The 18,931-nt window shown below is 65.6% G+C and carries 15 protein-coding genes; 11 read left to right on the forward strand and 4 right to left on the reverse strand.

Annotated elements, in window-relative coordinates; translation table 11 throughout:
- Positions 1-5: 5 nt before the first annotated feature.
- From FQ705_RS17270 to FQ705_RS17285, 4 genes are read left to right on the forward strand one after another with little or no spacing between them, the layout of a single operon-like run.
- Positions 6-1,184 (forward strand): glycosyltransferase family 4 protein, encoded by a 1,179-nt coding sequence (locus FQ705_RS17270; protein ID WP_144143560.1) that lies wholly within the window; start codon positions 6-8, stop codon positions 1,182-1,184.
- Positions 1,181-2,338, forward strand: coding sequence for a glycosyltransferase family 4 protein (locus FQ705_RS17275; RefSeq protein WP_144143177.1), 1,158 nt, complete (start codon positions 1,181-1,183; stop codon positions 2,336-2,338). Before FQ705_RS17270 ends, FQ705_RS17275 begins: the two co-directional genes overlap by 4 nt.
- A gap of 13 nt (positions 2,339-2,351) precedes the next feature.
- Complete coding sequence (locus tag FQ705_RS17280) at positions 2,352-4,754, forward strand: hypothetical protein (RefSeq protein ID WP_144143179.1); 2,403 nt, start codon at positions 2,352-2,354, stop codon at positions 4,752-4,754.
- Entirely contained in the window at positions 4,751-5,923 is a 1,173-nt protein-coding gene (locus tag FQ705_RS17285; protein WP_144143181.1) for a glycosyltransferase, read from the forward strand. The genes FQ705_RS17280 and FQ705_RS17285 overlap by 4 nt, the downstream gene beginning before the upstream one ends.
- A gap of 99 nt (positions 5,924-6,022) precedes the next feature.
- Here the strand turns inward: FQ705_RS17285 and FQ705_RS17290 are convergent, their stop codons facing one another.
- The gene (locus tag FQ705_RS17290; RefSeq protein WP_144143183.1) at positions 6,023-7,480 is read right to left on the reverse strand and encodes an oligosaccharide flippase family protein; all 1,458 of its coding nucleotides are present in this window, start codon (positions 7,478-7,480) and stop codon (positions 6,023-6,025) included.
- A 263-nt stretch (positions 7,481-7,743) separates the two neighbouring features.
- Here FQ705_RS17290 and FQ705_RS17295 point away from each other — a divergent pair, with 263 nt between their 5' ends.
- The 7 genes from FQ705_RS17295 to FQ705_RS17325 all read left to right on the forward strand — a co-directional run bounded on the left by FQ705_RS17295 (position 7,744) and on the right by FQ705_RS17325 (position 16,011).
- The gene (locus FQ705_RS17295) at positions 7,744-8,772 is read left to right on the forward strand and encodes a glycosyltransferase family 2 protein (protein WP_144143185.1); all 1,029 of its coding nucleotides are present in this window, start codon (positions 7,744-7,746) and stop codon (positions 8,770-8,772) included.
- A 55-nt stretch (positions 8,773-8,827) separates the two neighbouring features.
- The gene (locus tag FQ705_RS17300; protein WP_144143188.1) at positions 8,828-10,705 is read left to right on the forward strand and encodes an alpha/beta fold hydrolase; all 1,878 of its coding nucleotides are present in this window, start codon (positions 8,828-8,830) and stop codon (positions 10,703-10,705) included.
- 28 nt (positions 10,706-10,733) lie between these two features.
- Positions 10,734-11,567, forward strand: coding sequence for a class I SAM-dependent methyltransferase (locus tag FQ705_RS17305; RefSeq protein WP_144143190.1), 834 nt, complete (start codon positions 10,734-10,736; stop codon positions 11,565-11,567).
- 83 nt (positions 11,568-11,650) lie between these two features.
- Positions 11,651-13,246, forward strand: a complete 1,596-nt coding sequence (locus FQ705_RS17310; protein ID WP_144143192.1) for a mannose-1-phosphate guanylyltransferase/mannose-6-phosphate isomerase — start codon at positions 11,651-11,653, stop codon at positions 13,244-13,246.
- The gene (locus FQ705_RS17315; RefSeq protein ID WP_144143194.1) at positions 13,212-13,763 is read left to right on the forward strand and encodes a flavin reductase family protein; all 552 of its coding nucleotides are present in this window, start codon (positions 13,212-13,214) and stop codon (positions 13,761-13,763) included. Before FQ705_RS17310 ends, FQ705_RS17315 begins: the two co-directional genes overlap by 35 nt.
- Positions 13,764-14,133: 370 nt before the next feature.
- Positions 14,134-14,853, forward strand: a complete 720-nt coding sequence (locus tag FQ705_RS17320; RefSeq protein WP_144143196.1) for a FadR/GntR family transcriptional regulator — start codon at positions 14,134-14,136, stop codon at positions 14,851-14,853.
- A gap of 162 nt (positions 14,854-15,015) precedes the next feature.
- A complete protein-coding gene (locus FQ705_RS17325; RefSeq protein WP_144143198.1) occupies positions 15,016-16,011 on the forward strand; it encodes a Gfo/Idh/MocA family protein in 996 nt (331 codons plus the stop codon).
- A gap of 96 nt (positions 16,012-16,107) precedes the next feature.
- Here FQ705_RS17325 and FQ705_RS17330 read toward each other — a convergent pair whose 3' ends face one another.
- The 3 genes from FQ705_RS17330 to FQ705_RS17340 form a co-directional block, all read right to left on the reverse strand.
- A complete protein-coding gene (locus FQ705_RS17330; protein WP_144143200.1) occupies positions 16,108-16,767 on the reverse strand; it encodes an amino acid ABC transporter permease in 660 nt (219 codons plus the stop codon).
- Between the two features lie 123 nt (positions 16,768-16,890).
- Positions 16,891-17,685 (reverse strand): cystine ABC transporter substrate-binding protein, encoded by a 795-nt coding sequence (locus FQ705_RS17335; protein WP_144143202.1) that lies wholly within the window; start codon positions 17,683-17,685, stop codon positions 16,891-16,893.
- A gap of 117 nt (positions 17,686-17,802) precedes the next feature.
- Entirely contained in the window at positions 17,803-18,864 is a 1,062-nt protein-coding gene (locus FQ705_RS17340; RefSeq protein WP_186307887.1) for a quinone-dependent dihydroorotate dehydrogenase, read from the reverse strand.
- Between the last annotated feature and the right edge of the window lie 67 nt (positions 18,865-18,931).

The following is an 18,931-nucleotide window of genomic DNA, read 5'->3' on the forward strand; positions in this document are numbered from 1 at the left end:
ACAGGATGCGGATATTGATCGTCACGCATGTCGTGCGCAAAAACGACGGCCAGGGGCGCGTCAACTATGAAATCGTGCTGGCGGCGCTCGCCGCCGGCCACAGCGTGACGCTGCTCGCCGCCGAAGCCGCGCCCGAACTCGTGCAGCATCCCAATGTGCGTTTCGTGCAGATCGCCATCAGCCGGTTGCCGACGCGGCTCCTGCAATACCAGATGTTCGCGTGGCGCTGCGGCGCGTGGATTCGCGCACATCGCGACCAATTCGACGTGGTGCACGTGAACGGTTTCATTGCATGGGCGCGTGCCGATGTCAACGCGGCGCACTTCGTTCACGACGGCTGGTATCGCTGCGGCTTTTATCCGTTTCGACTCACGCACAGCCTGTATGACGCGTACCAGGTGATCTACACCTTGCTGAACATCGCCTGCGAAAAATGGGCCTTCCGGCATGCCGAGGTGATCGTGCCGGTCTCGCAGAAGGTGGCGGGCGAGGTGCGGGCGTTGGGCCTCGGTGCGGCACGCGTGCAGGTGATCCATAACGGCGTCGACCTCGACGAATTCACGCCGGGGCCGTCACAGCGAGCCCGCTTCGGCTTGCCGGATGGTCCGTTCATGCTGCTGTTCGCGGGCGATCTGCGCATGTCGCGCAAAAATCTCGACACCGTACTGCACGCGCTCACCCGGACTTCCGCCGACGTGCACCTCGCCGTCGCGGGCATTCTGCACAACAGCCCCTATCCGGCGCTGGCGGAATCGCTCGGACTGAAGGAGCGGGTTCACTTCACGGACATGGTGATGGACATGCCCGCGCTGATGCGCTCGGTCGACGCCTTCGTGTTTCCGTCGCGTTACGAACCCATGGGTCTGGTGCTGCTCGAAGCGCTCTCGGCCGGCCTCGCGGTCATCACCGTGCGCACGGCGGGCGGGGCGGAAGTAATCAGCGCGAGCAGCGGCATCGTGCTCGACGATCCCGACGACGCCGCCGCACTGGCGGAGGCAATCGGACGACTGGCCGGCGACCCGCAGCACGCGCGACGCCTGGGCGAGGCCGCGCGCGACGTGGCGGCTACCCTCGACTGGCAGACGATGGCGGAGCGCTATCTCTCGGTCTACGAGCAGGTGCAGGCGCGGCGCGCCGCACGCGCCTTGCCGGCAGGCTGCGCGACCGCGCCGGTGGAACTATGAGCCAGCCCCCGATCGATTCATTGCAAATCGGCATGCACTGGTTCAACGAACGGCCAGGCGGGCTCGACCGCATGTTCAAGGCGCTGATCGACACCTTGCCCGAGCAGGGCGTCAACGTGCGCGGCATGGTGGCGGGCAGCCCCGGCGTATTCGACTCGTCCGGTGGCCGCGTGCTGGCCTTCGCGGGGGCCCAGGAACAACTCGGCGCGCGGCTGTGGGGCTCGCGGATGCAGTCGCGTGCGCTACGCGCAGCCAAGGTGCCCGATGTCGTCGCCACGCATTTCGCGCTGTATGCCGCGCCGACGGTAGGCGTGTTCCATCGCGTGCCGAAAGTCGTGCATTTTCACGGACCGTGGGCCGCCGAATCGTATCCGGGCGGCGGGGGCGGCTGGTCGCGCGCCATGCGCATCGCGCTGGAGCGTTTCGTGTATCGCGGCGGCACGCGTCATATCGTGCTGTCGCAGGCATTCGGTCGCCTGCTGCACGAAACCTACGGCGTGCGCGAGGATCGCATCCGCATCGTGCCGGGTTGTGTGGACGTCGCCCAGTTCGATACGCGCGTGACGAAGCAGCAGGCCCGCAAGCGGCTCGGTTTGCCGCTCGACCGGCCGATCCTGTTCTGCATGCGGCGCCTCGTTTCGCGCATGGGCCTCGAAGATCTGATCGACGCGATGGCGATCGTCAAGCCGGTGCTGCCCGACGTACTCCTGACGATCGCCGGCAAGGGCCCGCTCGAAGCGCAATTGCAGGCACGCATCATCGCGCGCGGACTCGAGAACAACGTAAAGCTGGCCGGCTTCGTCGCCGACGACAAGGTCCCGCTCTGGTATCGCGCGGCCGACCTTTCGGTGGTGCCGACGGTGTCGCTGGAAGGTTTCGGGCTCACGACCATCGAGTCGCTCGCCGCCGGCACACCGGTGCTGGTGACGCCGGTGGGTGGATTGCCGGAGGCGGTGGCCCCGCTGTCGAGCGAGATGGTGCTGTCTTCGGGCGGCTTCAGGGCGATCGGCGAAGGCATTGCCGATGTACTGCTCGGCCAGCGCAAGTTGCCCGATTCCAAAGCCTGCCGCGCTTATGCGCGACAGCGTTTCGACCGGCCGGTGGTCGCGGCGCAGGTCGCGCAGGTCTACCGCGAGGCGATCAGCGCGTTCTGACGCGCCGGCGAGCATGCAACGCACTGCACGGAAAACTTTCGAGCGCCTGGTCTGCGCGGCCGCCGTGGCCTTGCCGATCCTGGTGCTGCTCGCTACCGGCGAGTCGGGCAGTGCGGCGCGCGGACCGGTGCCGGCGGCGCTTGCGCCCGACACCCCGGCAGCGCCTGGCGCCGTGGCATCGGCCAGCCGGCCTGCCGCCGAGGCGCGCGCGGCTGCCGCGCATCCGTCGCTCAGCTACCGGACGTCATGGGTCGGCAACACGTGGGGCAACGCGGATCATCGCTGGATGCAGATCGACGTCCAGGCGATTGCCGTGACACCCGACGGCGATGTGTTCACGAATGCTCCCTGGGACGAGAGCGGCGGCGAGATCGGCCAGTACCGTAACGGCGAACTGGTTCGCCACGGCGGCGAGTCGCATGGCTGGGGCATGCTCGGCGGCGACGCGATCGCCGTCAACGACGAATACGTGTACGCGGCGCAGACCATCAGCACGCTGGGCAACGAAAGCGTCAAGCATCGCGCGGGGCCGCGTGAGGGCGAGCTCTGGACCGGCGTGTCGCGGCGCAGCCGCTTCGATATTCGCGATGGCGTGCCGTTCGCGGGTCAGGTCAGGTTTCCGCCCGGCACCCGTCTCGCGTATCTGCAGATTGCCACTTATTCCGACAAGACCGACTACGCGATCCGCGGACTCGCCGCCGACGACACGCGTCTGTTCGTCTCGAACCCGCTCGATAACCGCGTCCAGGTGTTCGACGCGCAGACCATGCAGGCGGTCGCCGCCTTTCCGGTGCGCGAACCGGGGCGCCTCGCGCTCGCGCCCGACGGTTCGTTGTGGATCATTGAGAACAGCCGCACAGACGGCGCGCATCGCGTGGTCCACCATGCGCGCAATGGTGCACGTCTGGGCGAATTGTCGCTGCCGGACGGCGTGGTGCCGGTGGACCTCGCGGTCGATACGCATGGCCGCCTGCTGATCGCCGACAACGGCGTGCGCCAGCAAATCCTGATCTACACCGCGGACCCCGCGCAAGGGCCCGCCGGGACGACCCAGCAGGGAGCGGGGATGCAACTGTCGACGAGCTTCGGACAGCAGGGCGGCATTTTTGCGGGCCGGGAAGGCACACCCGGGCCGCAGCGCTTCAATGGGCTGACCGGCGTAGGCGTGGACCGGAGCGGCAACCTGTATGTGTCGATGAACAATGCCGGGCCGCGTCCCATCGACTCGCGGCAGAGCACCTTCGACGGCGCGCTGCTCGAAAGCTATACGCCCGCCGGCAAGCAGCGTTTCAGTCTGCAGGGCCTGCTGTTCGTGGACGGCGCGCAGTTCGTCGATGGCGAGCCGCCTTCGGTGTATAGCGGCAGCAAGCGTTTCACGCTCGATCTGTCGCGCCCGGCGGGCGAGGAATGGTCGTATGCCGGCTACACCGCGGACCGTTTCCGCTATCCGTACGATCCGTACTTTCATCTGGGTCTCGGCGGACAGCGCGGCATGCCGATGGTGCGCGACGTGCGCGGGCATCGCCTGCTGTTCACCACCGACATGTTCTCGGCGTACCTGCGCATCTACCGGTTCGCCGACGACCGCGAGACCGCGATTCCCGCCGGACTCTTCGCGCGCGGACACATCGACGGCGCCTGGCCGCCGAACCAGCCGCCGCATGGCGAATGGATCTGGCGCGACCTGACGGGCAAGGGCGATTTTTCTCCGGCGGCGTTCGATCAGGCCACCGGCGGCGCCAACGCGCCGGAGTTGCGCGGCTGGTGGGTGGATAGCCGGGGCGACATCTGGCAAGGCACGGAATCGCAGGGCATCCGCTGTTTTCCGTTGCAGGGCTTCGACCGGGTCGGCAATCCGGTTTACCGCTATGAGGCGATGCGGCAGTACGCGACGCCCGCACCGTTCAACCGGGTCGCGCGGCTGAATTATTTCCCCGAGACCGACACGATGTACGTCTCCGGCTCCACGCCGGAGCATCCCTTCGTTCAGGACAACTGGAATAGCGCGGGCTCGCAGCTGGCTCGTTACGACCACTGGAAAAGCGGCAAGCCGGTGCTGCGCTACATGATCGGCTTGCCTGATCGCGGCGCGCCGGATTGGGTGTCGATCAACGGCATCGCGGTGGCGGGCGACTACGTGTTCGCGGTCGAGACGCGCAGCGCCTTCGTGCGTGTCTACGACAGCGCCAACGGCCACGAAGCAGGCCGTCTCATGCCGGGCCAGGAAGTCGGCTCGAAGAGCGGCTGGGTCGACGTGCCGATGCCGATGACCGCCCACCGTCTGGCCAGCGGCGAATACCTCGTGCTGGTCGAGGAAGACGCCTACGGCAAAGCGCTGATGTATCGCTTCACGCCACCCGGCGCGCCGCTCGCAGCTGCCCCGGATAAACCCACTGACGTTTCAGCGAACCCATGAAAATCATCCATCTCGCCAATCATGCGCAGAGTGTCGGTAACGGCATCGTCAACGTCATGGTCGACCTGGCCTGCCTGCAGGCGCGCGCCGGCCACGACGTCACGGTCGCCTCCGGCGGCGGCGGCTTCGAGGCATTGCTGGCGCGGCACGGCGTGCGTCATGTGCTGCTGCCGCAGGCGCCGCGGCCGTCGCGGCTACCGGCGATGATCGCGGGTTTCAACCGGCTCGTCGCGCAGATCGACCCCGATGTCGTGCACGCGCACATGATGACCGGTGCGTTGATCGCGCGTCTCGGTGTGATCCGGCGGCGCTTCGTGTTGATCACGACCGTGCACAACGAATTCCAGAAGAGCGCCAACCTGATGCGGGTCGGCGATTGCGTGGTGGCCGTGAGCGAAGCAGTGTCGGACGCGATGGCGCGGCGCGGTATTCCGAAGGCGCGCCTGAGCGTGGTGCGTAACGGCACGGTCGGTACGCCGCGGCTGGCGGACAAGCCTGTGCCGCGGTTGCCGCAACTCGCGCATCCGTGCGTCGTCACGGTGGCAGGGCTGTATGAAAGAAAGGGCATTCGCGATCTGCTGCACGCGTTCGCGCTGCTGCGCGAGCGGGTACCCGAGGCGGTGCTGTATCTGGTCGGCGAGGGTCCCGACCGGGCCGCGATGGAGGCACTCGCGGAGCAACTCGGTGTGACGCAGTCCACCCGCTTCGAAGGTTTCGTGGCGGACCCGCGCGCCTATCTCGCGCAGGCCGATATCTTCGTGCTGGCCTCGCATAACGAGCCGGGCGGCCTGGTGCTCTCCGAAGCGCGCGAGATGGGGCGGGCGATCGTCGCGACGCGCGTCGGCGGCAATCCGGAAATGCTCGATGGCGGCGAAGCGGGCGTCCTGGTGCCGGCACACGATCCGGTTACGTTGGCCGGGGCGCTCGGACAACTTCTCACCGAGCGCGACACGCACGCTGCGCTGGCTGCGCGCGCCCCGCAGAATCTCGACAAGTTCAGCGCGCAGCGTGTGAGCGACGGCTATCTGGCGATCTACGAACGCACGCTGGCCAGCTGCCAGCCACGTCGGTTTGCGACGATGAGCTCACGCGATATCGCGACTTCGCGGATCGGCCCGGCCGGACTCGGCGTAGCGGATGCGGTTACGCAATCGAGCAGCGGCTTGTGAAAGTGCTTTAGCGGGTAGGGATGGCCAGTTGAAGCGCATGCGATGCATGCGCTTCAACTGGCACGTCAGATGGGCGTCAGGCTGAACTGAAGCCGAAACCTAGTTCAGCGATAGCGTGAAGCGCGTCCACACCTTGTAGACCACGTTGCGCAGTTCGCTCGAACCATGCAGCGACATCCCGAGATTGGCCGCCGCGAGTACGATCGCCGACACGATCAGCGTGGGCATCGCGCTCACCGAGTCGGCGAGCGCGAGCGCCACCAGCAGGAAGCCAAGATGCGCCAGCATGTTGCGCACGATGGTCCACACATGCAACCGGGCAAAGGCCAGTAACACGCCGTAGTCGAACAAGGTCTTCAAGGTGACGACGACGCCCGCGCCCATGATCCCGAACCAGTGAATACCGGCCCATAGCGCGCCGGCAAACACCGGCAATTCGAGCCAGCTCACGCCGGCGATAGACGCGGGGCTCGTCTGCGCCTGAATCAGGATCTGCAGAATGCCGCATTGACCGCTCAGCCACACGCCGAGCACGAGCACGCTCGCCACTGGGGCGGCAGCCGCTACCGTCGGACCGAGCCACAGCAGCAGGAACGGCTTGAGCGCGAACAGCGCGATGATCACGCAGGGCGTGAACGCGCCGTTCAGAAACGCGAGGGCGCTGTGGGCGAGCGCGTCGGCATCCGTGCGCGAGACGGCCGACAGACGCGGAAACAGCGTGCGGACCATCGCCACCGGCAGCAGATTCAGACGCGTGATGAGGTTCTGCGGCGTCGCGTAATAGGTGACGAAGCGCGCGCCGAGCAGCGCGCCGACCAGCACGCGGTCGAGCGTCGACGCGATCATGCCGGCACCCGAGAACAGCAGCATCCAACGGCCGTAGCGGAACAGTTCGAGCATCACGCGCCATTGCGGCATCCGGACGTGGCGGATGCCGAGCGCGCGGAATGCCGCCGCGCCGAGCATCAGGCCCGCCGCGAAGCGCGCCAGCACCGCCGCCGGAATCACGATCGCGAGCGACGGCGAAAAGCAGAAGATCGCCGCCAGCGGCAGCAACTGAAAGAGGGCCGTGCCCAGCAACTGGTTGATGTTGAAGCTGGCGAACCGCTCGACTCCGTTGATGGCGCCGGCAAACACCCACGACACATTGGCGATCGGCACGGCCACCGCGATCCACGGCAGGCTCGCCAGCACCTCGCCCTGGAACTCGGGTTCGATCTTCACGCCGTGCTTGATGTAGATGAAGGCACCGAGATAGATCAGCAGCCCGCCCACGATGCCGGTGCCCAGGTTCATGAACCAGGCACTCCAGAAAATGTGTTCGATGGAGTCGTCGTTGGCGGCGCGCGCCTTGGAGATCTGGTTTTCCGTCGCGAGGCTCGTGCCGAGATCGAGCACGCTGAAGTAGCCGATCAGGGTCCACACCAGATTGATCACGCCGTAGCGCTCGACGCCCATCAGGTGAATATAGGCCGGCACCGTGACGAGGGAGACGAACGTCGGAGCGATTGCTCCTGCGAAGTTGATGAAGATGTTCCTGACGATACTTCTTTCCATGGTGCGCAGTCCGGCGGCTGATGTCGTGTAGTAATGGTGGTGTTCGTCCCGGCCCGTGTCGGTGCGCAGTCGCACCCATGCAGGCATGCATGCCTGCCCGACGGCGTCGGCCCCGTCGCAGGTTCCGATATTGCCCTGGCGCACCGTGCACCTATGTGGGTGGCCGTACAGATAGGCGCGATCCGGAAGCGTTAAATGCCAATCATATGAGGGTAATGGGGCGCTGCCCCACGCACCCTGCGCGAACCGCTTCCGGAGCATTCATGATCGACCTTCACACCAGGCAGCGCGAAGCCGGCGAATCCGCGCCGCACGCGCAACTGATCTCTATCTGCATACCCGCCTGCAATCGGGCCGACCTGCTCGAAGAAGCGATCGACAGTTGTCTCGCGCAGACCTTTCGCGAATTCGAAATCCTGATCGGCGACGATTCGAGCGACGATAGTTCGCAGAAGGTGGTAGAGCGTTGCCGCTTGCGCAGCGACCGTCCGATTCGTTACGAACGCAACCAGCCGCGCCTCGGTCAGGCTGCCAATGTGAACCGCCTGTTCGCGCGCGCGCAGGGTGCGCGCCTGCTGCTGCTGCATGACGACGACCGGCTCGATCCGCGCGCCTTGAGCCTGCTCGACGCCTGCTGGCAACGCTATCCGGACCTGATCGTGGCCTTCGGCAAGCAGCGTGTGATCCAGCACGACGGCACGCCGCTGCCCGAATCCACCGAGCGGATGAACCGCGATTACCGGCGCGTGGCCGAGCGCGATGGGCGTTTGCCGGTGCCCGCGCTGGCCGGCATCGAGCAGATGTTCCCGAACAACGGTTATCTGATCGATACGCCGACCGCGCGCCGGATCGGCTATCGCACCGTGGCCGAAGTAGGCGACGCGTGCGACTTCGATTTCGGCTTGCGCTGCAGTCTCGACGCAAACGCGATCTGCTTCGTGAACGAGATCGTGTCGGACGTGCGCGAAACGACGCAGGCGATTTCAAAACAGGCCTTGCCCGCGATGCACGCCTTCATCCAACTGCGCGACAGCGTCGTGCCGGAGCCCGCGCAGGCCGCACGCGACGCAGCGATGCGGCGTCTTGCGCCGCGCGCGTCGTCCTCGTTTGCGCTGGCCGGGCAGCCGGGCGCCGCCTGGCGGCTGCTGCTCTCCCGGCACTATGCGCCGCGCGAGCGCTTGCGTGCGCGTTACGTTTACAACGTATGGCTCGCCGCACGCTCGACTTTTCGCTTCATTCTGGTCCCGCGTTTAAATCGGAATCAGAAAGAATGTGGCAAAGCATACAGATGAACCAGGTAATCTTTGCTGTAATGCCTCAAACGGGAGACCCCGTGAGGAGCGTAGCGTGAGGCCAGTAGTCTTTGATGGCCAGTTCGGCTGGTTGCATCCGGCGCGCGGCCCCGAAGGTGTGGTGCTGTGTTATCCGTTCGGGTACGACTCGCTTTGCACGTATCGCGGCATGCGCCGTCTTGCCGAGCGGCTCGCTGCGCGCGGCATGCCGGTACTGCGTTTCGATTATCCAGGCACCGGCGATTCGGCCGGCGACGCCAGCGAACCCGGCCGCTGGCGCGCGTGGATCGACAGCATCAAGCAGGCCGTGGCGTTGCTGCGCGAGTCTACCGGCGTGGAGCGCGTCAGCCTGGTCGGACTGCGGCTGGGCGGCATGCTGGCCGCGCTCGCCGCGCAGGAACTCGGCGATGTGAACGGTCTCGTGCTGCTGGCTCCCGTGCTGTCCGGCAAGAACTATCAACGTGAGTTGCGAGCGCATTATCGTCAGTGGCTGTCGATTCCGGCCGCGATGGACTGCACGCCCGAAGCCGACACCGACGCATTTGTCGAAGCGTACGGTTTCCGGCTCTATCAGGACACGCTGGAGAGCATGCGTGCCGTCGACCTGCGCCGCGACGCGAGTCGTCCGGCGCAGCGTGTGTTACTGCTCGATTCGCTGGACCCCGCCCGCATCGACGCGCTGACTGCGCACTATCGCGAGCAGGGCCTCGAGGTCGCGCGGCAGGACTTCGCCGAATACAGCAAGTTCATGCTCGAGTCGCTCGACAGCGAGATACCGCATGCGGCGTTCGAGTCGATCGCCGACTGGTTGAGCGGCGCGCGCGAGCGCGGCGCGAGCGACGCAACGGATGACGTCTGCGCTGGCTACGACGTGCGTCAGCGCGTCGAACCGGGCGTCATCGAGACGCCTGTATCGCTCGATCAAGGCCGGATGTTCGGCATCTATTGCCTGCCCGAAGCGCCGGCCGATCTGAGTGCGCCTGCCGTGCTGCTGCTGAACACCGGCGCTGTTTCGCGCATCGGCAATGCGCGGCTCGGCGTCAAACTCGCGCGGCGTCTTGCGCGCCAGGGCATCGTTTCGCTGCGCGTCGATCTGCGCGGTCTGGGCGACAGTCAGCCCTCGCGCGATTCGGTGAGCCTCGACGATCTCTACGCGCAGGCGGGCGCCGACGACGCCGCGTGCGCGGCGCGCTGGCTGAAGGCACGAGGTCATCGCGGCGCGGTGCTGCTCGGCATTTGCGCGGGCGCATTCGTCGGCCTGCATGCGGCGGCGCGTGAGCCGGCGGTGCTCGGCGCGGTGCTGGTCAATCTGCAGAAATTCACCTGGCGCAACATCTGCGACGAACACGGCAAGCCCACCATCGCGGTCGCTGCGTTCGGCTCGACGCGCAGCTATCTGCGCTCGATGGCGCAGCCGCGCAAATGGCTGCGTGTCGTCAAGGGGCAGTCGGGCGGCTGGCCGGTCGCGCGCAAGCTCGCCGCGCGCTTCACGTCCCGGCTCGGGAGCACGCTGGCTGACCGGCTGCAGCGCGTGAGCGGCCTCGAACTGGGCGCACGCGAAGAACGCCGCCTCATCGCCGCGCTCTGTGCGCAAGGCGGCGACACGCGGCTGGTCTATGGCGTACTCGACGAAGGCGTCGAGGAACTCGAGCGTTACTTCGGCGTGCGCGGTGCGCGACTGCGGCGCTTCGGTCGCGTGCGCGCGGACTTCTGCGAGCGCACGGATCACGCGATCCTGTCGGCGAGTGCGCAGGACAACGTGATGAACTACGTCGAGGATTATTACCGCACTACTTTTGGCGAGATGCGCCAGTCCGATGCGACTCCTGCCCGCGATTCGCGCGCGGCAAACGCGGGCTGGCGACATACGCGGGCCACCCAATGGCTTGTAAAGCGCGCGCGCGCGTTTCGTCTATTCGGGGAAGCGTCGTAGATGGGCATGCAGGTCTAATGGAGCCGCCATGATCAGTCAATCCGAGCTGGACCGCGTCAACCGTGTCGCCTGGAATTCGGCGGATGCCGCGCGTGTCTTTACGCTCGACAAGACTTACTCCGACCTCGGCGAACAGGCTGCTTTCGAATGGCTCGCGCCGCGTTGCGCGGGTGAGCCGCTACTCGATATCGGCGTCGGCACCGGCCGCACGATTCCGCTGATGACCGCGATCTCGAACGACTACACCGGCATCGACTACACGCAGAAGCTGCTCGACATGGCGAAGACGCGCCACCCGCAGCGCGACTTGCGTCACATGGACGCGCGCGATATGTCGACGTTGCAGTCGGGCCATTACGGACTCGCCGAATTCAGCTGGAACGGTATCGACTGCGTCGACTATAGCGATCGCACGAAGATTCTCGAAGAGATGTACCGCGTCGTGCGGCCCGGCGGCTATCTGCTGTTCTCCTCGCACAATCGGGGCGGTCCGGGCTACCAGGAAAATATCTGGCAACTGCTGCCGCACTTCAGCGTCAACCCGCTCAAGCTCGGTTGGCGCACGCTGCGTTCGATGCGGCGTTTCCAGCTCGGCACGCTGAACTACGTGCGCAACATGAAGCTCAATCGCGACTACGGCGGTTATGCGGTGAAGACCGCCGCGGCTCACAACTTCGGCATTGTGATCGTCTACACCACCTTGCCCGAGCAGCGCCGCCAGCTGGCGCAAGTGGGTCTGCATTGCGACGCCGTGTTCGGCAGCACCGAGGGCAACCGGATCGACGACGACGTGGACGAGAGCGACACGTGGTGGTTCCACTTCATCGCTCACAAGCCGTTTGCGGCCAGCCGCTTCGACTGACGCGGCAGGAAGGCGGAACAGGGCGGCGCAGCACCTACAAAATAAACCGATCAGACCAGCTTGAACACCAACGGGAATAGCACATGAATCGTCTTGTTGAACCCGGCAATCCGCTTACGCACGGTGCGAACGCCACAGAAGCAGCCACACGCCTTTCCGTGCAGCCGGTGATCCTCGCGGGCGGCTCGGGTACGCGGCTGTGGCCGCTCTCGCGCGAGCGCAATCCGAAACAGTTGATCGGTCTGATGGGCGAGGAGTCGTTGCTGGAGGCCACCTTACGCCGTCTCGACGCGGCATTCGGCGCGCCGGCAGCCGACCGGCAAGACCCGTGGCACAGCGTCGCGCAGGCCGCGCCACTGGTGGTCTGTAGCGAAGAGTTGCGTCTGCCGACGCGCGAATGCCTCGACAAATCCGCTCGCACGGTGCGGATGCTGCTCGAACCGGCGCCGCGCAACACCGCACCGGCGCTCACGGTCGCGGCTCTCGCCGCCCGGGCGGCGGCCGAACCAGGCGACGATCCGATCATCGTGGCGCTGCCGGCCGATCATCTGATCGCCGATCATGCGACGTTCGGCGCGGCGCTGGCCGAGGCGCTCAGACACGCGGCCGATGGCGCGATCGTCACGCTCGGGGTGCCGCCGCAACGCGCGGAAACCGGTTACGGCTATATCCGCACGGGCGTCGCGCTGGGCAGTCACGGCGCGCGCGCGATCGAACGTTTCGTCGAGAAGCCGGATGCCGAACTGGCCGAGCGCTACGTCGCTTCAGGCAATTACTGGTGGAATAGCGGCATGTTCGTGGTGCGCGCGTCGGTGTGGCTCGCGGCGATCGAACTGTGTCGCCCGGCGATCGCGGCCGCCTGCGCGAACGCCTTCGATCACGCCACGGTCGATGGCGACGGCGCCTTGCATCTCGCGCGCGATGCGTTCGCCGTCTGTCCGTCCGATTCGATCGACTACGCGGTGATGGAGCGCGTCGCCACCGATGCGCGCCTGACGGGCGTGGCGGTGCCGCTCGTCGCCGGATGGTCGGACGTGGGCGCGTGGGACTCGGTGTGGGAAGCGTCGAGTAAGGATGCCGACGGCAACGTCGCGCGCGGGCGCGTCATGTTCGACGGCTCGAGCGACAGCTTCGCGCATTCGGAAGGCCGGCTGGTGGCCTGTGTCGGCGTGAGCGGTCTGGTGGTGGTCGAAACCGCCGATGCGGTGCTGGTCGTGGCCAAGGATCGCGTGCAGGACGTCAAGGCGGTGGTGAGCCGCCTGAAGGCGCAGCGCGAGGCCGAGGCGCAGGAGCATCGCAAGGTCGGCCGGCCGTGGGGCTTTTACGACTCGCTCGAACGCGGCGAGCGCTTTCAGGTGAAGCGCATCGTCGTCAAACCGGGCGGGCGGCTTTCCTTGCAGATGCATCACCATCGCGCCGAACACTGGATCGTGGTGTGCGGTACGGCGCGCGTCACGCGCGGCGAGGAAAGTTTCCTGCTGACGGAGAATCAGTCGACGTTCATTCCGCTTGGCGTCACGCACCGGTTGGAAAACCCGGGCAAGACGCCGCTCGAAATGATCGAAGTGCAATCGGGCGGCTATCTCGGCGAGGACGACATCGTGCGCTTCGACGATCAGTATGGCCGCGATCAGGAGAGCGGCCATGCCGGCGAGGGCACTTCAACTTCAGGTCGATGAACCGCAGGCCGACCCACAATCGGCCTTCGACGAACGGCGGTTTCGTCAGGCGCTGGGGCGCTTCGCCACCGGCGTGGTGGTGATCTCGACGGGCAGCGGCGAGCGCCTGCACGCGATGACCGCCAACGCCTTCATGTCGGGCTCGCTCAAACCGCCGCTGATCGTGGTCTCGGTCGGGCATCGCGCGCGCATGCACGAGTGCCTGATGACGACCACGCTGTTCGGCGTGAGTGTGCTGTCCGAGACCCAGGAGCCGCATAGCCGCCACTTCGCCGGTGAGCCGCAGAACTGGCTCGCGCCGCGCTTTGCGCCCGTGGAAGGCCTGGCCGACGTGGTGCTGCTCGACCATGCGGCGGCCCGCTTCGCCGCGCGCGTGGTGGACCGCCATCCGTGCGGCGACCACACGTTGTTCGTGGGTGAGGTACTGGTGTTCTCGCTCGACGAACACGCTCCGCTGATTTTTTTCGGCGGCCGCTATGCGGCGGTGGCGCAGAGCGCGCCCATGCCTTCGGCCTGAACGTTTCCCAGAAACGCTGCGCCGCAGCCGAAGGCGCACGCCTTTCGATCATCATTTCCCGCCACGCTCTCACCACCAGGCTGTGGTGAATCAGACAATTCACGTTACTACGTGCGTCTTCGCACTATGCAAATTTTGCAGTGCAGGCACGCTTGGGACGCAAGCTTATGGCCCATCAGGATATGCGGCGTTACACGAACGAAACAATTCTTCAGAGGGATAACCCTCTCAGGAAGTTTCCCAACTGGCGCAACTGTTTTGAAGCTAGCAACGTATCGTAAAAGAACGAGGACAGACCAATAGAACGATACACAAGGGCTGCTTGGTCAACAGGAAACGCGGGGGCAAACACCGCTTCGGGGAGAGAGTCATGGAACAGGCAAACAAAGATCGATCGCTCGTGAGCAAAGTCATGGACGGGCTGGTGACGGGGATCGTCGAAGAAAAGTACGGCGCCATCCTGCCACCGCAGGATGTGCTGTCCAAGGAGTTCGACGTCAGCCGCACCGTCATGCGCGAGGCGCTGTCGATGCTGCTCGCGCGCGACATGCTGGACGTGCGGCCTAAAATCGGCACGCGCATCCGCTCGATGAGCGATTGGCGCATGATCGACGAGGACGTCGTGAACTGGCGTTTTCGCGCGAAGCCCGATCCGCTGTTTTTGCGCGACGTGATCGAGTTTCGTATTCTGATCGAGCCGCGTGCGTCGGCGCAGGCGGCCGCGCGCGGCACCGCTGCGGATATCGCGGCGATTCGCGAAGCATTCGAAGCGTTCCGCGTGATCCGTCCCGGCGAGCCGGGCTATCAGGAAGCCGACGAGTTGTTCCACACCCGCATCGTGGTGGCGAGCGGCAATCAGTTCTTCAAGCAGATGGCGGCGATCATTCGCGGCGCGCTGTCGACGGTGAATCCGATCGTCACCGAGAAGGACGGGCTGTGGGAGTCGGCGATCAAGTCGCACCAGCGGGTGGTCGACGCGATCGAACGGCGCGATCCGAAAGAGGCGGAGATCGCCTCGCTCGCCATGATCGACTACACGGCGGAAGAGCTGGGCGGCAGGTTCGCGCAGGAACCGCCGGCTCAGGCTTGAGCGTGGCCGCTACGGCGGCATGCGAGCGGGTCTGGTGGTTTCCCGAGGGGACCGTGCATCAGGTACGGCGCGAGCCGTGTCCAACGCGCGTGGCTGGCGCCGTGCGCGTTTGGCATAGGCGACAATAGCGCCTGTTCTGAACTGCATGGACTCGAAGGTACGATGACAATCGCAACGCAGGAAACCTCCGGCGGCCTGATTCGCTGGGGGATCGTGGGGACGGGTCGCATTGCCCGTCGCTTCGCGCAGAGTCTCGCGCATGTGCCGCAGGCGCAATTGGGCGCCGTATGGTCGCGTCGCGCGGAACCGGCCACGGCCTTCGCGGCGGAATTCGGCGGCGAGGTGTGCGCGAGTTTCGACGCGCTGCTCGCCAGCGGCATCGATGCGCTCTATATCGCCACGGTGCAGGACAGTCACGCCGACTACGCGGTCGCCGCGTTGCAGGCAGGTCTGCACGTGTTGTGCGAAAAACCCGCCACCATCAACGCGGCGCAGCTCGAGCGCGTGCTCGACGCCGCACGTGCCGCGAAACGGTTGTTCATGGAAGCCATGAAGCCGCCGTTCTATCCCCTCTATAGAAAGTTGCGCGCGCATCTGACGGCCGAACCGATCGGCGCAGTCGGGCTCGTGCGAGCGGGCTGCTCGGTGCCTGGCGTGCCGGACGATCACCCGTCGCTGTCGTTCGAGCATGCGGGCGGCGCGTTGCTCGATATCGGCATCTACGAAATATTTCTCGCCGTCGACTGGCTTGGCGCGCCGCGCGAGGTGCAGACGCTCGGGCGACTCGGGCCGACCGGGGTCGATATGTTCGCGAGCCTGAACAGTCAGCATGAGCGTGGCATCGCCCAATTGTTTTGCGGACTCGATCTGCACGGCAAGGGCGACGCGCTGCTGATGGCGACACAGGGTCACGTCACGATTCATGAACCCTGGTGGAACCCGTCACGCGCCACGATCCGTTACGCGGATGGGCGCGTGGTCGAACTCGAGGAACCGTTCGAAGGCGGCGGCCTGAACTACGAGACCGCGCACTTCTGCGAACTGATTCGTGCAGGTGAACTGGAGAGTCCGCTGATGCCGCACAGCACGTCCTTGCAGATGATCGCGATGGCGGACGCGGCGCGTGCGGCGCTCGGGTTGAAGTTCAACGGGGAATAGCAGGAAAGGGGCGGCTGAAGGCAGGCCGCGCGAGCCGGGCGGGTGCCGGCGCTGACGCCGGTGGATTGGTGACTTACTGGCTCGCGACTCGCGGAATCAATGACTCGACGGCAATGCAAGACGCCGTTCGTACCACCGTTGCACCCATTCGAGCGCCTGGCACAGCACCCAGTACACGGCTGCGGCGGCCAGATAGAGCGGCAGCGGCTGATAGGTCGAGGCGATGATTTCCTGCGCGCTGCGCAGCAGTTCGGTCACGGTAATCACCGAGACGAGCGAGGTGTCCTTGATCAGGCTGATGAGGCTGTTCGACAGACTCGGCACGGCGATGCGCAAGGCCTGCGGCGCAATCACATAGCGCAACGTCTGACGACGCGAGAGCCCGAGGCTATACGCGGCCAGCCATTGGCCCGGCTGAATGCCGAGAATCGCGCCGCGCATGCTCTCCGACAGATACGCCGCCACATTCGCCGACAACGCGATCACGCCCGCCGGCGTCGGATCGAGCGAGATGCCGAAACTCGGCAAGCCGTAATAGATCACGAAGATCTGCACCAGCAGCGGTGTGCCGCGCATCACGCTCACGTAGATCCGCGCGATCCAGTTCAGTGCGCGGTTGTGGCTCACGCCCATCAAGGCGAGCGCGGCGCCCGCGAGCAGGCCGAAGATCATCGACAGAACCGCGAACTTGACCGTCAGGACGGCGCCCTGCGCGAGCACAGGAAGCGATTCAACGAGCAGGGAAGTGGTGGACATGAGCGGTGGGTCGGTTGGCGCGCAAAGCGCACATCATAAACGTCGGCGGATTTTCAGGCCCGCCGCACAAAAGCGAAGGGCGGCATCGATGACGATGCCGCCCTTCGTTTCATTCGGTGTGTGTTACCTGATCGGCTTGCTGACGTCGATGCCGAACCACTTGTCCGAGATCTTCGCGAAGGTGCCGTCCGCTTCGAGCTGGGTCATGGCGTCGTCGATCGCCTTAGCGAACTTCGGATTGCCCTTCCTGAACGGAATGCCCGACGGGTTGCCCGCGCCGACGTTCGCGCCGCTGCGCAGCGGCAGCTGCGAGTTCTTCATCAGGTACGCAAGCATCAGGCGGTCGTTGAGCGCCGCGTCCAGACGGCCGGCGGCGAGGTCGCGCAGATACTCGGGCGCGCCCGGATACGTCTTGACGTCGATGCCCGGTACGGCTTTGGCCATGTCCATGTAGTTCGTGCCCAACGCCACGCCGAGCTTCTTGCCCTTCAGGTCGTCGAGCGACTTGAACTGACGGGTGTCGTCCTTACGCTGGATCAGTTGCGCCGCCGAATACGTGTAGGCCGGCGAGAAGTCGAGTGCCTGCTTGCGCGCGTCGGTGATGCCGACCTGGTTGGCGATCACGTCGAACTTGCCCGCTTGCAGGCCGGCAATAATGCCGCTCCATTCGGTCGTGACGAATTCCGGCTTGACGCCGAGCTTGCCTGCGATCGCCTTGGCGATGTCGACGTCGTAGCCGACCAGTTCGCCCGACGGCGTCTTCGAGTTGAACGGCGGGAAGGTGCCTTCGAGGCCGATACGCAGCGTGCCGCGCTGTTTGACCTGGTCGAGCAGATCGTCGGCGTGCGCCGCGACGGCGGTGAACGACGCGCCGATCAGTCCGGCGACCAGCAGCTTTTTCAGCAAACCCAATTTCATGTGTTCCTTTGATTCGTCCGACGTTTTAACGGACGAAAGCATAACAAAACAGACTATCGAAACGTAAATACCGTTTGTTTATGTCTATATTACCGGGCGATGGCGCGGGTTCGCCGCTTAGCGCAGCGCCTGCGCGCATTCGGCGATCAGCGCCGGTCCGCGATAGATGAAGCCTGTGTAGAGCTGCACCAGCGATGCGCCTGCCGCCAGCTTGGCGCGCGCATCTTCGCCCGAGAAAATTCCGCCGACGCCGATGATCGGCACCGTTTCGCCGACTTCGGCGCGCAGCTTGCGGATCACCTCGTTCGATGCGTCGAACACCGGCTTGCCCGACAGGCCGCCGGCTTCGTCGCCGTATTGCATGCCGGCGACGGCGGTGCGCGAGAGCGTGGTGTTGGTGGCGATCACCCCTTCGAACTGGTGGCGCAGCAGGGTGTCGGCGATCGACTTGATCTGTTCGTCGTGGAGGTCGGGCGCGATCTTCAGCGCGAGCGGCACGAGCTTGCCGTGCAGGTCGGCGAGACGCTGCTGCTTGTCCTTGAGCGCGGCGAGCAGGGCGTCGAGTTCGCCCGCGCCTTGCAACTGGCGCAGGTTTTTCGTATTCGGCGACGAGATATTGACCGTCACGTAGCTCGCGAACGGGTACACGCGTTCCAGACAGTACAGATAGTCTTCCGCGGCGCGTTCGATCGGCGTGTCGGCGTTCTTGCCGATGTTCAGGCCGAGAATCCCGCGATAACGCGCGGCCTGCACGTTCTTCACGAACTGGTCGACGCCCGCGTTGTTAAAACCCATCCGGTTGATGACGGCGTTCGCCTGCGGCAGACGGAACATGCGCGGCCGCGGATTGCCCGGCTGCGCGCGCGGCGTGACCGTGCCCACTTCGATGGAACCGAAGCCGAGCGCGGCCAGACCGTCGATGCACGCGCCGTCCTTGTCGAGACCCGCCGCGAGCCCGACCGGGTTGCGGAACTTCAGCCCCATCACGGTGCGCGGCGCATCCGGCACACGTGGCGCGAACGCGCCGGCGAGGCCGGTGCGGCCGGCGGCGCCGAGCATACGCAAAGTCAGGTGGTGAGCGTCTTCCGCGTCCATGCGAAAGAGTTGGGCGCGTACAAGCGGGTAGAGGGAACTGAACACGGGACGAAGCCGGGCGGCCGGAAAATGGGAACCCGCCATTTTACCGGCTTTGAGGCTTCAATGAGACCGAAAGGCCGACGGCGTGCTTTTCCCTTTCCCGGCAGTC

Origin of the sequence: Paraburkholderia sp. BCC1884, from assembly GCF_900996225.1 — a bacterium.
In the GTDB taxonomy this organism is placed as follows: Bacteria; Pseudomonadota; Gammaproteobacteria; order Burkholderiales; family Burkholderiaceae; genus Paraburkholderia.